At 29.7% G+C, this 16,573-nt stretch carries 14 protein-coding genes and 1 tRNA gene; 5 read left to right on the top strand and 10 right to left on the bottom strand.

Annotated features, from left to right (window positions below):
• Window positions 1-25 precede the first annotated feature (25 nt).
• Entirely contained in the window at window positions 26-520 is a 495-nt protein-coding gene (locus BLU40_RS04675) for a metallophosphoesterase family protein (protein ID WP_090120226.1), read from the top strand.
• Here the strand turns inward: BLU40_RS04675 and BLU40_RS04670 are convergent.
• From BLU40_RS04670 to BLU40_RS04660, 3 genes are all read right to left on the bottom strand, one after another.
• Window positions 517-2,211, bottom strand: coding sequence for a tetratricopeptide repeat-containing sensor histidine kinase (locus BLU40_RS04670; protein WP_090120224.1), 1,695 nt, complete (start codon window positions 2,209-2,211; stop codon window positions 517-519). The two genes, BLU40_RS04675 and BLU40_RS04670, sit on opposite strands and share 4 nt — an antisense overlap.
• 15 nt (window positions 2,212-2,226) lie before the next feature.
• Window positions 2,227-2,886 (bottom strand): response regulator, encoded by a 660-nt coding sequence (locus tag BLU40_RS04665; protein WP_317040119.1) that lies wholly within the window; start codon window positions 2,884-2,886, stop codon window positions 2,227-2,229.
• Window positions 2,887-3,037: 151 nt separating this feature from the next.
• Window positions 3,038-3,472 (bottom strand): DUF4293 domain-containing protein, encoded by a 435-nt coding sequence (locus BLU40_RS04660; protein ID WP_090120219.1) that lies wholly within the window; start codon window positions 3,470-3,472, stop codon window positions 3,038-3,040.
• Window positions 3,473-3,687: 215 nt separating this feature from the next.
• On the opposite strand from BLU40_RS04660, the gene rho reads away from it, so the two are divergent.
• Complete coding sequence (rho, locus tag BLU40_RS04655) at window positions 3,688-5,433, top strand: transcription termination factor Rho (protein ID WP_090120216.1); 1,746 nt, start codon at window positions 3,688-3,690, stop codon at window positions 5,431-5,433.
• Window positions 5,434-5,537: 104 nt separating this feature from the next.
• Here the strand turns inward: rho and BLU40_RS04650 are convergent, their stop codons facing one another.
• The 7 genes from BLU40_RS04650 to BLU40_RS04620 all read right to left on the bottom strand — a co-directional run bounded on the left by BLU40_RS04650 (window position 5,538) and on the right by BLU40_RS04620 (window position 13,246).
• Window positions 5,538-7,700, bottom strand: a complete 2,163-nt coding sequence (locus tag BLU40_RS04650) for a peptidylprolyl isomerase (protein WP_090120214.1) — start codon at window positions 7,698-7,700, stop codon at window positions 5,538-5,540.
• Window positions 7,701-7,804: 104 nt separating this feature from the next.
• On the bottom strand, window positions 7,805-9,070 hold the full coding sequence (locus tag BLU40_RS04645) for a hemolysin family protein (protein ID WP_090120211.1): 1,266 nt from the start codon (window positions 9,068-9,070) through the stop codon (window positions 7,805-7,807).
• Window positions 9,071-9,265, bottom strand: coding sequence for a hypothetical protein (locus tag BLU40_RS04640; protein ID WP_090120209.1), 195 nt, complete (start codon window positions 9,263-9,265; stop codon window positions 9,071-9,073). It lies immediately after the preceding gene.
• Window positions 9,265-9,825: an LPS export ABC transporter periplasmic protein LptC gene (lptC, locus tag BLU40_RS04635; protein ID WP_090120206.1), complete on the bottom strand. Its 561-nt coding sequence runs from the start codon at window positions 9,823-9,825 to the stop codon at window positions 9,265-9,267. The genes BLU40_RS04640 and lptC overlap by 1 nt, the downstream gene beginning before the upstream one ends.
• 30 nt (window positions 9,826-9,855) lie before the next feature.
• Window positions 9,856-11,220, bottom strand: coding sequence for a tetratricopeptide repeat protein (locus BLU40_RS04630; RefSeq protein WP_090120204.1), 1,365 nt, complete (start codon window positions 11,218-11,220; stop codon window positions 9,856-9,858).
• A gap of 15 nt (window positions 11,221-11,235) precedes the next feature.
• Entirely contained in the window at window positions 11,236-12,519 is a 1,284-nt protein-coding gene (locus tag BLU40_RS04625) for a BamG family beta-barrel-assembly machinery protein (RefSeq protein ID WP_090120202.1), read from the bottom strand.
• 4 nt (window positions 12,520-12,523) lie between these two features.
• Complete coding sequence (locus BLU40_RS04620) at window positions 12,524-13,246, bottom strand: type III pantothenate kinase (RefSeq protein WP_090120200.1); 723 nt, start codon at window positions 13,244-13,246, stop codon at window positions 12,524-12,526.
• A 99-nt stretch (window positions 13,247-13,345) separates the two neighbouring features.
• On the opposite strand from BLU40_RS04620, the gene BLU40_RS04615 reads away from it, so the two are divergent.
• From BLU40_RS04615 to BLU40_RS04605, 3 genes are all read left to right on the top strand, one after another.
• Window positions 13,346-13,418, top strand: a tRNA-Phe gene (locus BLU40_RS04615).
• Window positions 13,419-13,866: 448 nt separating this feature from the next.
• A complete protein-coding gene (locus tag BLU40_RS04610) occupies window positions 13,867-15,222 on the top strand; it encodes a 3-keto-disaccharide hydrolase (RefSeq protein ID WP_090120393.1) in 1,356 nt (451 codons plus the stop codon).
• A gap of 9 nt (window positions 15,223-15,231) precedes the next feature.
• Window positions 15,232-16,557: a Gfo/Idh/MocA family protein gene (locus BLU40_RS04605; RefSeq protein WP_090120198.1), complete on the top strand. Its 1,326-nt coding sequence runs from the start codon at window positions 15,232-15,234 to the stop codon at window positions 16,555-16,557.
• Window positions 16,558-16,573 lie beyond the last annotated feature (16 nt).

The raw sequence follows: 16,573 nt of genomic DNA, 5'->3' as shown, positions 1-16,573 counted from the left end.
TTTACTAGTTGACTTTTTATATACTATGAAAAAAATATTACTACTTTCTGACACACATAATTATATAGATAATCAAATTTTAAAATTTGTAAAGCAAGCTGATGAAGTTTGGCATGCTGGAGACATTGGAGTTATAGACGTAACTGATACTTTAAAAAAATTAAAACCTGTTAGAGCTGTTTATGGCAATATAGATAATAGTGTTATAAGGTCTGAATTTCCATTAGATCAAAAATTTAAGATTGAAGAAGTTTCAGTTTGGATGACACATATTGGTGGCTACCCAAATAGATACGATGGCAGAATTAAAAACGAAATAGCTCAAAATCCTCCTAAAATATTTATTAGTGGACATTCACATATTTTAAAAGTAATGTTTGATAAAAAACTAAATCTTTTACATTTAAACCCAGGCGCAGCAGGAAAACACGGTTTTCATAAAGTTAGAACTATGCTTCGATTTGAAATAAACAAAGATAAAATTGAAAACCTTGAAGTTATAGAACTTGAAAAACGCTAATAAACAATAGGTACAGAAATAAATACTCTACTTCCATTTTCTTCAGCGTTATTAAACTTAATTAAGCCTCCTAAAGCACAAATTCTAGCTTCAACTTGACTTAACCCTACTCCATCTTTTATTCTAACCTTATTAATATCAAAACCAATTCCGTTATCTATAACAACTATTTTTAAATCTCCATTTAATTGCTCCAACTTAATAAGCCCTTTAGATGCATTGCTATGTTTTAGCATATTATTAATAAGTTCACTAATAACGTTAAACATTTTTATTTCAAAATCTTGATCAAACCTACTAATATTAACGGCCTCTGAACTTAATCTAATTTTCGAGTTAGATGATTTTTCGCATAAATCATTAATTGAAATATCTAACCCGAATTTTAGAAGCACTGTAGGAATTAATGTGTGTGATAAATTTCTTATACTTTCTGAAGCTTCAGAAATTATACTTTGAGATTTTTCTATTTCTTCAGGGATTTCACCTTTAATTTTTTTTCTACTTGCAAACAGATGTAGATTTGCAGCCGACATCAATGCACTAATATTATCATGCAAAACACTTGCAATATTCTTTCTCTCTACCAACCTACCATCTAATGTTGCTGCTAATATTTTAGATTGCGTTTCGCTTTTAATTTTATCTAATTTACTTTGATGAACTAATTGCTTTTGTTGAATTTCAAGTTTTGCATTCTTTTTATTCAATTTTAAAATTTTATACAAAACGTAAATTCCACCAAGTAAAAACAAAATTGCAATTCCTAACGTATAGGACAGATACTCCGCTTTTTGTCTTCTTTCTTTTTCAATTTCTGCTATTTTTTCTTTGGCAGCTACATTATACTTAGACTCTATTTCTGCAATTTCTTTATATTTTAATTCTTGATGAAGCGAATCATTTAATTCTAAATAAACATCTTGATTTTCATAAGCCTCCTTATACCTACCTAACCCACTATAAGCATAAGCAATATTTATATAGGATACATTCCTAGCTTGTTTTTCTAGATCACTCTCACCATCTTTAACAATCTCAAGAGCACTTTTAAATGATTTTAAAGCTTCTTTATATTTTTCTTGTCTACAATATATAGTACCAACATTATTTAATAAACCTGCTTCTATAGATTTGTTTCCTAGCTTTTTTTGGTAATTTGCTGCAATTTTCGAATGTTCAATTGCTTTATCATAATCCTCTTTTAAGTAATAAATACCCAATAAATTACCGTGAATTTTCGCTTTTAAATCTTCGTGCTTTAAAACTTTCTTTCCAATTTCGACTGCTTTCTTGTAATTTACAAAAGCACTATCTACTGCCCCATCTCTTTGAAAATTTGCTCCTTTTTTAAAAAATACCCATTGAAGTTTTTCATAGTCATTTTTTATATAAGGCAAAATCTGATCATACATTAAAGTCGACTTCTTAAAATCTCCATTATCCTGTAAATAATCGCCCAAAACTATAGTGCCATCAACATAATTTAAAGAATCTTTTTTATTTACCTCTATATAGGTGTATAATTTCTTTAAGGCATCTATAGACCCAACACCTTTTAATGAATCTTGTATTTGCTGCAACCTCTTATCCATTGGAAACTTGTTTACAAACAAAGCTTCTTCAAAATTATTAGCTACAATACAATTAAAGCTTAAGAATAAAATCAAAAACAATCTTAGAAATTTCATAAAAATTAGAGTTATTTAAACTAGATTATTTTTAGCAGCATAAACAGCTAAACCAGCCACATTTTTTACATTTAACTTTGAAATCAATTTTTTTCGATGCGTCTCTACCGTATTAATACTTATATGAAGTTTTTCACCAATTTCTCTCGTATTAAATTGCTGAGCTATTAATTGAAGTACATCAACCTCTCTAGGAGTTAATGAGCTAAAAAACGAACTGTATTCTGAATACTCTCCTGTATTTGAATAATCCGAAGAAAAAGTAGCCAAAAGTTTACTTTGAATACTTTCACTAAAATACTGTTTTCCATTATAAACCACATTAATAGCGTCTACAATGTTTTCAGCAGCACATTTTTTAGCTAAAAAACCACTTGCGCCAATTTTTAAAACCTCTTGAATTAATTTTGTATCATCATAGCTTGATAAAATAATTACCTTTTGGTTTAATTTGCGCTTTTTAAAATTTTGCAACACAGCTATTCCATCAACTATAGGCATACTAATATCTAGTATTAATACATCCGCTTGGTTTGACTCAAACCAAGTTATAACATCTTCTCCGTTTAAAGAAAATCCAACGGTTTCAATATTATCTTCAGAAGACAGTACTGCTTTTACCCCATCAATTAATAGTTGATGATCGTCTGCAATATGAACTTTTATCTTTTTCATGATTTTCCCTTTTCAAAAGTAAATGAATATTCATTATTAAACTATAGCCAAAAGTAGTGATATTTTTCATCACGGAAAACCGTTAGAAACAAAAAACCATCTCAAGTAATTGAAATGGTCTTTGCGCACTAAATATACTAAGATGTTAGGTTTACCTTAATCTATCTACAGATTTTACAAGTTCCTCATCCTTTTTAATTGCTTTATTAGCTAGAACTACTAAAACAATTGATAAAAGTGGAATAAGCAACCCAATACCCTTCTCCGAAACCGAAATTTCTCCAGATAAGTTTTGTACATAATATATAAGTATTCCTAATAAAATAAAATTGATCAAAATTGATAAACGCCCTAAAACAAATTGTAGCTGTCTGTTTTTAAACATTAAAATAGCTATAAACGTTATAATGGCCGATACAAAAAACAAACTTGTCATTACTTTTAGTAATATACTTTCTGTACCAAAAGAATCTATTGCAAAAAACTTAATTTGCTCATTACTAACCCATAAATTTAATACAAAAATTAAGCCTCCTGAAAGTACAGTGGCTAGTAATAAATATATGGTTTGAATTCTTTGTAACATATTAAATAATAATTACTGCAAAAATACGTTTTATTTTTAGAGAAATAAAAAGAATTATATATAAAATAATTTATTATATTTGCAATGTCCTACTATTTAGCAAAATAGGAACTTCAACTAAAAATATAATTACCCTCTTTTAGTTACGATAAAATAAATTCTGTTCAGAATTATATAATAACACGATACATTAACAAAAATTACCAATAAACATAATGTTTGAAATTTCCCAATTAAAGGCGAAAACACTCGATGAGTTAAAAGAAATTGCAAAAAAGATTGGAGCCAAAAAATACAGTCAGTTAAAAAAGCTAGATTTAGTTTACGCTATACTAGATATTCAAGCTGCAACTCCTAAAGCAATAAAAAAAGAAACACCTACTGATTCTGGTGCTAAACCAAAGCGCAAAAGAATTGTTTCAAAAAAGCCTACATCAAATCAAAATAAACCTGCTCCTAAAGCAGTAAAAGAAAAACAACTTGAACTTGATGTGAAGCCTGAAGTTACTAAAACTTCAGAAAAAAGAGAAAAAAAACCTTTTCCAAAAAAACAAAAGGCAGCTACTGAGCCTGTAAAAAAAGAAGTTGTACAACCAATAAAAAAGGATGAACAACCTGCAAAAAAAGAAGTAGCACAACCAGCTGTAAAAGTTGAGCCTAAGAAGAATGAGCATAAAAAACCTGTTCATAATAATAAGCAAAACCCAAACCAGAACAAACAAAACTCTGGACAGCCACACGCTAACAAACAAAACAACAAACAAAGAGATAACAAAAATCAACAAAATAATAGAGGCCCTCAACGTAAGCAACAGGGCAACCGTTATAGAGATCCTGATTATGAGTTTGATGGAATTATTGAAAGTGAAGGAGTACTAGAAATGATGCCTGATGGTTATGGCTTTTTAAGATCTTCTGATTATAATTACTTATCTTCTCCAGATGATATTTATTTATCTCAATCTCAAATTAAATTATTTGGTTTAAAAACTGGAGATACAGTCAAAGGTGTAGTAAGACCTCCTAAAGAAGGTGAAAAATATTTCCCTTTAATTAGAGTTTCTAAAATTAACGGATTACCACCAAATGTTGTTAGAGATAGAGTTTCTTTTGAACATTTAACTCCTTTATTTCCACAAGAAAAATTTAATTTAGCAGGAAAATCAAGTACATTATCTACAAGAGTAATGGATTTATTTTCTCCAATTGGTAAAGGACAAAGAGGTATGATTGTTTCGCAACCTAAAACAGGTAAAACAATGTTATTAAAAGACATTGCGAACTCAATTGCATCTAACCATCCAGAGGTTTATCAAATTATTTTATTAATTGATGAAAGACCTGAAGAGGTTACTGATATGCAACGTAATGTACGTGGTGAAGTAATTGCTTCTACTTTTGACGAACCTGCAGACAAACACGTTAGAGTTGCTAATATTGTTTTAGAAAAAGCAAAAAGATTAGTAGAATGTGGACACGATGTTGTTATACTATTAGATTCTATTACTCGTTTGGCTAGAGCTTATAATACAGTTGCTCCTGCATCTGGAAAAATTCTTTCTGGAGGTATTGACGCAAACGCTTTACACAAACCAAAAAGATTCTTTGGTGCGGCTCGTAATATAGAAAATGGAGGTTCATTATCTATTATTGCTACTGCTCTTACAGAAACTGGTTCTAAAATGGATGAGGTTATTTTTGAAGAGTTTAAAGGTACTGGTAATATGGAACTTCAATTAGAAAGAAACATTGCTAACCGTAGAATTTACCCTGCTATTGATTTAGTTAAATCTAGCACACGTAGAGACGATTTATTGTTTGATGCTAAAACAGTTCAACGCTTATGGGTATTACGTAAATACTTAGCAGATATGAACCCTGTTGAAGCAATGGAATTTATTAAAGATAAAATGCAATACACCAATTCTAACGAGGAGTTTTTAATCTCAATGAATGGGTAAAAGATAAAATACAAATCCTAGATAATAACTTATCTAGGATTTTTTACATAAAAAAAGCGAGCTAAAATTAGCTCGCTTTTTTTATGACTTATATTTTCTTTTTACTAAAAGAATTTTGCTCTGTTGTCAACAACATCTGCAGTTTCTGTTAGTACTTGATTTAATTGGTATGATCTACCTTTTAATTGACCAACTAACTTTTTACGGAAATTATCGTAGTTATCTAATTTAACAGCATCTTCACGCTTAGTAACTTTTACAATAAATACTCCTTTAACACCTTCAATTAATTCTGATGTAGCATCAATTGGTAATGTAGACATTGCTCCAACAACTCCAGGCTCATTTCCAACTCCAGAAAGTAAAGGACTTGATAATGTAACTGCAGACGCATTACGCACAACAGTAGCATTCGCTTTAGCTATTTCTTCTAAAGAAGAACCTTTCATTTTATCTTTAATTATTTCAGCTTTTTTCTGATTTACTAAAATAGGGCGAACTTGAGAAATAATACTACTACTTAATTCAGCACCATCTTTTTCAGTTTTTCCAGTTAAAGCAACAACAGCATAACCTCTTTTACCATTTAAATCAACATCGAATCTTTTAGAATCTCCAACTTCAGTATTTGTATTAAATGCCCAAGTTACTATTTGACGTTGGTTATTTAATCCTGGTACATTTTCTTCTAAAGCTTTTAAGTTTAAACCAGAAAGTACGCTATAGTTTTTCTCTTTAGCTAAATCGTTTAAATCCTTACCACTAGCTAAACCAGCAGCTAAAGTTTCAGCATTTTCAAAAATTATATTTTCTGTTTCTTCTGAAGCTTCAATTAGCATACCGTACGTAACTAATTTTACAGCATCTTCATAGCTAGTTTGCTCGTCAATTCTAATAACATGAAAACCAAATGCAGTTTCTACAACTTTTACACTACCAGCTTTATTTTTGTAAATAAAATCAGCAAAGTCTTTATCAAATCCTGCGCTAAACGCTTGGTCTTTTCTTACCCAACCAATTTCTCCACCTTTACCTTTAGTACCATCAGAATTAATAGCATCTGCAATTTCAGTAAATTTAGCTTTGTTGTTTTTTACTAAAGCATAAACACTATCAATTGTTTTCTTAGCCTCTTCTTTTGTTTTAGTTGAAGTTGAACGAGTAGTTCCAGCATAAGGCACAACAATATGACTAGATTTTACTGAATCTGGTAATTTAATAGTTTCAACTACTTTAGAAATTTTAAAGTACTCACCTTCTTTATAAGGTCCTACTACCGCATTTAAATCTGCAGCAAAAACTTCATCAGCAACTTCTTTAACTAATTGACTTTTAAATTTATAACTATTATCAATAGCTAAATCTGATTTGTTATCATTTAAAAAAGCAACATAATCTGTAGCATTTTTTAAACCTGCTAATTGAACTTTAGATTTAGCAGCATTACTATACTCTTCTCTATCATTAATAAAACCAGCAACTTTTTTGCTTACTTCAGCTTCATCAGCTTTAGAAGGCTCTATATTAAACTTTACAAACTGTACAGAACGAGTAGCTTCGGCTTTATACTTTTTAGCATTATCACTAACGTAGTTTACCAATTCACTTTTTTTAATTTTAGCGATACTATCTGGAATACTAGCGTAAGGAACATACACATATTGCGCATCTACTTTAGCATTGTTAAAAGCATAATCTCTTTCACCTTCTTTTAATGAAGCTCCTAATCCAGCAGATACTAATGAAGTATATGCTTGACGTTGTAAGTTTTTCTTTACATTAGATTCAGTTTGCAACCAACCAATCCAAGCAGCATCATCCCCATCTTCAGCGTCTGCTTTCATATTAGCGATATACTCTTTTAATTTTTCTTCATCAAAAAGATTAGCTTCGTTTTTAAATAATGGCGAGTTTTGAACGTCTGGCATAGAAACCATTGCATCCCAAATATCTTTTTCACCAACAACAATACCGGCTTTTTCTAATTGATCTTCAAATATTTTTTCGCCTAACATACTGTTCCAAACAGTATTTACAGCTTGCATTTGAGAAGTTCTTCCTCCAGATTGAGATCTGTAAGATTCTACTTGACGTGCAAATTCTTCTCTATCTATATCTTCACCATTAACGGATCCAATAGAGTTTATTTTTGAAGAACTAAAAAAGCTTTGAATTGAGCTTGGATCCAATACAAATGCAAAAAGTGCTAATCCTACAATAAGGATTAAAAACATTGATCGATCTCTAATTTTTGATAAAATTGCCATTCTTATTATTTCTTTTAATTATAGTGTGCGAAAATACAATTTAGTATTTAATAATAAAAGTGAAATAAGTATAATTATAGGGTAAAAAAGAAGATTTTTAATTTTTAATTGGCTTTATCCAAAACTTTTACATAAACCTCCATAATTCTAGATGAATCTACCTTGAGCATTTTGCAGTAAAGGTTGTCGATTTCAATAATTTCATTTTCTTTTGGAATGTCTTCATTATGATAAACAATAAAGCCTCCTAAAGTTTCGTAAGCCTCATTTTCTTCAAGGTTTAGATCGTATGTTTCGTTTAAATAATCTACCTCTAACCTTGCCGAGAATTCATACTCACGATTGTTTATTTTGTTTTCTAATAGTTTAAAAGTATCGTGTTCATCAACAATTTCACCAAAAAGTTCTTCAACAATATCCTCTACGGTAACAATACCTGCAGTACCCCCAAATTCATCTAAAACAACAGATAAACTTTTTTTCTTTTTAATTAAGGTATCTAACACGTTATTTATCATCATACTTTCTGGTATAAACTCTACAGGAAGTAATATAGATCTTATATTTTTAGGCTTTTTAAATAATTCAAAAGCGTGTGCATACCCTAAAACATCGTCTAAAGAACCTTTATATACCAAAATTTTTGAATAACCAGTTTCTACAAAAAGCTTTTTTAAATTAGGTATTGTTTCATTTATATCTACTGCAACAATTTCTGTTCTAGGAATCATTATTTCCCTAGCTTTTACATTGTCAAATTCTAGTGCATTCTGAAATATTTGAATTTCAGAATCTACTTCTTCGGTATCTTTTGAATTTTCTAGCTGCTCCGTAATATAATTACCCAGTTCTTGTTTGCTAAACTCTTTCTGTTCTTCTCCTTTAGTAGTATTAAAAAATGTTTTTAAAAAAAAATCAGATATTGACGAAATAAAAATAGAGATAAAATAGAATAACAAATAAAAAACATATGCCGGAACTGCAAAAAATTTAAGCATTTCATTTGCATAAATTCTAAATATTGCTTTGGGTAAAAACTCTGCTGTTACAAGTATTATTAGTGTTGATATAACGGTTTGAATAAGCAGTATAGTAAACTCATTCCATTCTGCTATTGGTAAAAACCCAACAATTAGTTTTCCCATAAAAAAACTATAAATTACCAACGCTATATTGTTTCCAACAAGCATTGTTGTAATAAATTTAGAAGATTCTGAAGTTAATTTACCAAGTACTTTTGCTATAAAGCCTTCTTTCTTTTTCTCTAGCTCAATTTGAAATTTATTTGCCGAAACATAAGCAATCTCCATTCCTGAAAAAAAAGCGGAAAGCAATATTGAAATTAATATGATAGCAATTTGAAATTCCATTTATTTCTTGGGACGATTTTCGAACTTTTTTCTAAATCTTTTTCTAAAAAAGTACATAAACACAGCCAACGCAGAAAACAATAGCATTAAATAAGCTCTTTCTCTATTTTCTGTCCAATTTAAAACTGTTTCAACTAAAAAAATTATTGCCACAATTAAATAGCCATATTCAAATATTTTCCAAACTTTTTTCATTATTGTCTAACTCGTATTACCCCACTTTGGTTTTTAACCCACCATTTTTTTAAATCTTCTGAAGCTTCAAACCCTACACCTGTTATAGTATCCATTTTAGTGTAAAACGTAAACTTACTTTCTGTAAAAAAGTAATGTGTTTTCTGATCCCAATAAATTTGGTCGGTTATTAACTTATGATTTTCTGCATAGTTGAAAATTACAACATTATTTTTAATTTCAGAAACTTCTGTTTTAGTGAAACTTTTAGAGTAATCTCCTTCTATAGTTAAAGAATCACCATTCTTTTCTATAGTTGTAATTTTTATCCCTTCTGGAAACTCCGAATATGGATGTTTTTTTCTATTACTAAAATCTAGCATTATTGGTGCCTTCATTTTAATATCTACCCTTCCAGAATCTGTATGCTTATGATTTATATTATATGCTTCACCAATAGGTAAATTTTTATCAGCTAAAAAATCTTTAACTTCTTTTACACTATTAGTACATGAAAAAAACATTGCGGCTGAAAATACAACCGCAATGTTTAAATATTTATGTACAATTGATTTTGTCATTCAACAAATATATCAATTTTTAATATGTTATTAGTCTTTTGTTCTAACTCTAACAGATTCTCCAATCCAACAACCAATTCTGTGAGTTGATCCCGCAGTAATTCCTTTGTCTGAAGTAAATAAATCTTTTTTAGATGGCATATTAGCTGTATAACTTCTAATGTATTTATTAGCTAAGCTACTAATACTTGGATCTACTTGTTTTGCTTTTAATGCTTTGTTTGCAGCAGCAACATATACTAATCTTTTTGTTACAACATCTGTTCCACAAGAGTTAGCACTTGAAGCATACATACCTGCAACTAATAAATAAGCTTTACCCATTGTTGGTGCAAATTCTAATGCTTTGTAAGCATTTGATCTTGCTTCAGATTTTCTTCCTTTTTTACTTAAAATTTGAGCAACTTTTAACAAGTTTTTCGCTTTTTTATAAGGATCTGTTTCTTGATCAATTGCTTGATTAAAGTAATCCATTGCTTTATTAGTTTCTCCATTCTTCATTAAGATACCTGCGTAAAATACAGATGCTTGTGGAGATGGATCAGCTTTTACATAAGCTTCAACTAAAGTATCGTAAAAAGGATCATCTGTACATTCTTTATTATACATTCTTGATACTGCTCTTTTTAACCAAACTGGATCATTCTGCTTATCTGCAAAATACTTTTTATTTAAAGGTATTAAGTTTTCGCAAGTAGATATTTCAGAAATTTTAGCATCTAACCCTGTTTCAGCAATTGTTAAATTTGTTAAAATTTGTTGGTATATTCTTCTATTTTTTTGGTCTCTAGAACTTAATGTTGTAGAATCTTTAGCATTAATTGCTTCAATTTTTTTACCGTAAGCTGCTCTTTTTAATTCTACACCTTCTCCAACCTCGTCATAAGTATCAAATACTACTTGTGGATTCGTACTTTTATTACGTTGCATAATTACATCGAAATACTTGTACATATTTTTCACAGACATTGCTGTAGGATCTTCTTTAAATGATTTTTCTAATAATTCAAAAACCTCATTTTCAGATGCTCCATTTAACTGTCTAAAAGTAGCCCAATCGCTATACACTTTACCTAAATCTTTTGGGTAATGCTCTAAACGTTGTGTAAATACTCTTTCTACAACAGCTCCTGCAGCAGCTTTTTCTCCAGCGGCAGCTTTTGTATATTTATCCATTGCTATTTTGTAACCATACTTGTATATGTTTACAGATAATTTTGGACAGTTATCCATACACCACAACCAGTTTTCGTATGCTGCATCGTATTTTTTTGCTGAATAGTCTCCTTTAAACAAATTGTATTTAATACTACAATCTGCATTTGCTTGACCAAAAGCTACTGGTGTAAAAACCATTATTGTTAATAGTGCTAAAAGTAGTTTTGTTTGTTTCATCGTCTTTCTTTTTTATTAAAATATTTCTCGTTTTTTAAACCATTTATCGTTTAACGACAGGCCTAATCTAAAGTTTACGTAATTCTCTTGTATTAATCCATTTTTGGCTTTTCCTCGTTTACCAAACTCAAATCCAAAATTTAAATTTGATAATTGTTTGCTAACTGGTAATCCTACTCCAAAAGATATGCCAAAATCGTTTATTTCAGAAAAATTAGATGAACTTCCTGAAGGATCAATCATTAATCCTGTATTTTCGAATTTAACACCAGCTCTATAAGTTACTCTTTGCCAATAACTTGTAATTGAATTCATTTTTGGTATGTAATAACCTCCTAAAGATATTCTTGAATAATCTGTATACTTAACTTTTGTATAGCTATTAAAAAATGTACCTTCTAATTCAATTGGTTTCTGTTTAGCATAATCTAATCCCAAATACCATTTGTTCTCTTTTCCTAAACCTACACCTACTGTAGTTTTTAATGGGTTTTTAATATATCCTGTTCCTTCTTCACTTAAAATAGTATCCTTAGCAACACCTGAACTTCTAGAAATAGAATATAAATACTCATTTCCTTTGGCTCTAATTTCATTACTTAATTCAAAATTACCACCCACACTTAATTCAAGATCATTTTTTATTTTTTTCTTATATAAAAATCCTGTATTAACCGCAAAAGAGTTTAAACTAGAGTTTGATTCATACTTTGTAGCTAGCGAATTAGTAATATTCTCATTTAAAATTGAGTTTTCTATATCTCCAAATATATAATTACCTTGAACACCAACACTTAATCCTTTTACTACTTCATACCCAAAACCAAAGAATACTTTATTCGATCCGCCATTACCTTCATAAAGAGTTCCTTTAACAACATCTCCATCATCATTAAGTTCATCATTACTTATTAAAGAGTAACCAACAGTTGTATTTGGCATTAAACCAAATGTAAATGAAGCACCTTTTCCTAAAGGAATACCAACTGCCATATAAGATAAATGAGTTGTTGAAGCACTTTCCTTACTTACACCATCATCTGCAGAAATATTTCTAGTTTCTCCTCCTAAAGAAAAAGTTGTAAAAAATAAAGATGTATTGGCTGCAGGATTTAACAAATTTATATGGTAAGCATCGCTTAAAGTTGCCCCTATACCACCCATACTAAATTGATCTGCTGTTATAGATTTATTAGTTTCACCTATTCCATAAAAAGAATATGCTGATGTATTACTTTTTTGAGCAAAACTAATTACATTTAGAAATAATGTAATAATTACTATTATTTTTTTTATCATTTAACTATATATTATATGTCAAAATTGAGTTTAATCCTTCTAATAAAAAATTAGGATTGGCAAATATGCTATTTTTTACGTTCTTAGCCAAGAAATTAACATCTCCTCCTGTTAAAACTATTGTTAAATTTCTATTTTTTTCTTTATACTTATTAATAAAACTATCAATTTCGTTTATAACTCCACCTGTAACACCAATATGAATACTTTCATTTGTAGAATTACCCATTAAACTATCTACAAAACCAATTTCAAGCTCTGGTAATTTATTAGTATAATGTTTAAGGCTTTTGTATCTCATTTTAATTCCTGGAGAAATTGCTCCTCCATAGTAATTAGCTTCTCTATCAACAAAATCGTAAGTTATACATGTACCAGCATCAATAACTAGAACATTTTTATTAGGGTATTTTGAAACTGCAGATGCAACTAAAGCAATTCTATCCACTCCAAGAGTTTTTGGAGTGCCATATTTATTATTAAATGGAATTTTTGTTGATGAATTCAACGCTATCAAGTCAATTTTAGAATTTATTTCCTCTAAAATATTTTTTTTTATTTTTTTTACTGAAGAAATAATTGCCCTATTACAGCTATATTTTTTTGCGATTTTTTCAATTTCAAAAACAACCAATTCTCCTGTAAATATTTCAATATGAATTAATTCGCTCGCATTAAAAACCGCACATTTAATTCTTGTATTCCCAACATCAATTATTAAGTTCATTTCCTTTTTTTATGAAGTTTCAAAAATACACAGATTTTTTTTCAAAATTGTTTGGATTAGTTAAAATAATACTCTTATATTTGCAACCGCTAAGGCAATGGTACCTTAGCTCAGTTGGTAGAGCAAAGGACTGAAAATCCTTGTGTCCCTGGTTCGATTCCTGGAGGTACCACGAAAAAACCCTTGTTAATCTTAAGATTTTCAAGGGTTTTTCATTTCTCAAAAACTTCAATTTCTTCAACAATACATTATTAAATTATCTCCTTTTAACACTATTATTCAGCACATTAAACTAATACATAGAAATTAAAACCCAATTATAATTATCTACAAAAATTCCACAAACCAACTTTAACACACTAAAAATAGCTGTAATTTTTAGAAACAACTACATTAGTTTACCCCATCTAAAGCAAAACATTAATTTTTTTTCGTTTTCTTTTAACTAAAAAAAAGTTATTTCAACTAAAAATTAGAATTTTAAATTATTTACTTTCTTTTTTCAATATTTAAATAGCATATTTATATACAAATAATAACTTTTATTTCTTTTAATAAAAAAAATAACATAATTTTACGTGTGCGAACACGATAAAACAAAAAAACAAATTAATTTCAATATGAGAATTTCAAAAATTTTACTATTACTACTAGTTACTTTCTCTTTAAGTAACTGTGCCCAAGACACTAAAACACCTTGGAAAAACTTAATTAAAGGAAACACTTTAGATGGATGGAATATTAAAGGTGGTAAAGCCTTATATGAAGTAGAAGATGGAATTATTATTGGAACAACGGTTTCAAATACTCCAAATACCTTTTTAACTTCAAACAAAATGTATGGAGACTTTATTTTAGAACTTGATTTTTTGGTAAACCCTCATATGAATTCTGGAATTCAAATTAGAAGTAATAGTTTACCTGAATATAAGAAAGGTAGAGTTCACGGTTACCAAGTAGAAATAGATCCTTCAGAAAGAGCTTGGAGCGGTGGAATTTTTGATGAAGCACGAAGAGGTTGGTTGAATGATTTAGAAGATAATACTCCCGCTAAAAAAGCTTTTAAACAAAATGAGTGGAATACTTATAGAATTGAAGCCATTGGAGACACTATTAAAACCTGGGTAAATGGAACACCTGCTGCTCACCTAGTTGATAATATGACGCAAACTGGCTTTATTGGTTTACAAGTACACAGTATTGGCAAAGGAAAACCAGGTTCTCAAATAAAATGGAAAAATGTTAGAGTTATTGATGAAAACGTTAGAAAATACGCTACAAAATCTCCAATTCCAGTTGTTTCAAAAAGAAATACATTAACCAAAACAGAAAAAGCTGATGGATGGAAAATGCTTTGGGATGGAAAATCTACTAAAGGTTGGAGAGGAGCAAAATTAACTGAGTTTCCTAAAAAAGGTTGGCTAATTAAAAACGGTATTTTAACTGTATTACCATCAGGTGGTGCAGAATCTGCTGCTGGTGGAGATATTGTAACTACAGAATTATATGGTGATTTTGAGTTTAAAGTAGATTTTAAATTAACTCCTGGTGCCAATAGCGGAATTAAATATTATGTAGATACTGAAATTAATAAAGGTCCAGGGTCTTCAATTGGATTAGAATATCAAATATTAGATGATGCTTTACATCCAGATGCAAAAAAAGGAAATCACGAAGGTAGTAGAACTGTTTGCTCTTTATACGATTTAATTCAAGCAGACGTTAACAAACCTATAAAACCTATTGGAGAATGGAATACTGCGTATATCATTTCAAAAAACAACCACGTAGAACATTGGTTAAACGGTGTAAAAGTTTTAGAATACGAGCGTAAAAGTAAAAACTTTTTAAAACTTGTTTCTGAAAGTAAGTACAAAAAATGGAAAGGTTTTGGAATGCTAGATAAAGGTCAATTATTATTACAAGATCACGGAGACAGAGTATCATTTAGAAACATTAAAGTAAAAACATTATAAATACCAATTATGACAACAAGAAGAGATTTTTTAAAAAAAACAGCTAAAGGAAGCGCAGGCTTAGCAGTTGGAAGTTTATTAATGCCAAACCTTGGTTTTGGTAATATTTTAGGAGCAAACGAACGTTTAAATGTTGCTGTAATTGGTGTTCGTAGTAGAGCAAAATCATTAATGCAAGCCATTGCAAAATATTCTGACGCAAAAATTATTTACACTTGCGATGTAGATGATAAAATTATAGAAAAGAATAATGAATGGATGGTAAAAACTATTGGTTACAAAGCCAAAGTTGAAAAAGATTTCAGAAAAATATTAGACAATAAAGATGTAGATGCAGTATTTATTGCAACACCTGAACACTGGCACGCACCTATGGCTATATCAGCCTTACAAGCTGGTAAACATGTGTATGTTGAAAAACCTTGTAGTCATAATCTTTTTGAAAATGAACTATTGGTTAAAGCTCAAAAAAAATACAATAAAGTTGTACAAATGGGTAACCAACAACGTTCTGCAGAAACTAGTAAATTAGCCGTACAAGAAATTAAAGATGGAATTATTGGTGAAGCTTATAAAGGTGAAGCCTATTATTCAAACAACAGAGGTTCTATTGGTATTGGTAAAAAAGTTGCTGTACCAAGTACTTTAGATTGGAATTTATGGCAAGGACCAGCTCCTAGAGAAGATTACAGAGACAATGTACATCCATACAACTGGCACTGGTTTAAAACTTGGGGAACAGGAGAAGTTCACAATAATGGAACACACGAAATTGATGTTTGCCGTTGGGCTTTAGGATTAGATATTCCTAAAAAAGTTTCTTCTTTTGGAGGTAAATATACGTACCAAGATGATTGGGAGTTTACAGATAACCAAGAAGTTATTTATGAATATGACGATGATAAAATTATTAAATGGACTGGACATAGTCGTGGTAAAGTAATGCCTTCTCAACCTGGTCGTGGTGCTACAATTTACGGTAGTAAGGGATCTATTATGTTGAGTAGAAATAGTTACCATCTATATGGCTTAGATGGTAAATTAATTAAAAAAGTAAATGAAAAAGAAAGAAGTGCAACATTAAACACTGCTGGAGCTGGTGGTTTAGATGTTAGACATATTGCAAACTTTTTTAACGCAATTAGAATTGGCGAAAAACAAAACTCTCCAATTGCAGATGCTAGTATTAGTACTATGATGTGCCACTTTGGTAATATTGCTCAAGAGGTTGGTAAAACCATTAAAATTGACACTAAAACAGGCCGTATAAAAGATAAGAAAGCAATGAAACATTGGAAACGTGACTACGAAAAAGGTTGGGAACCAAAATTATAATAACATAAAAAGAAAA

This window comes from Lutibacter oricola (assembly GCF_900106565.1).
Classification (GTDB): domain Bacteria; phylum Bacteroidota; class Bacteroidia; order Flavobacteriales; family Flavobacteriaceae; genus Lutibacter; species Lutibacter oricola.
Note: the sequence above shows the minus strand (reverse complement) of the source record. Positions and strands in the feature narration are given on the sequence as shown.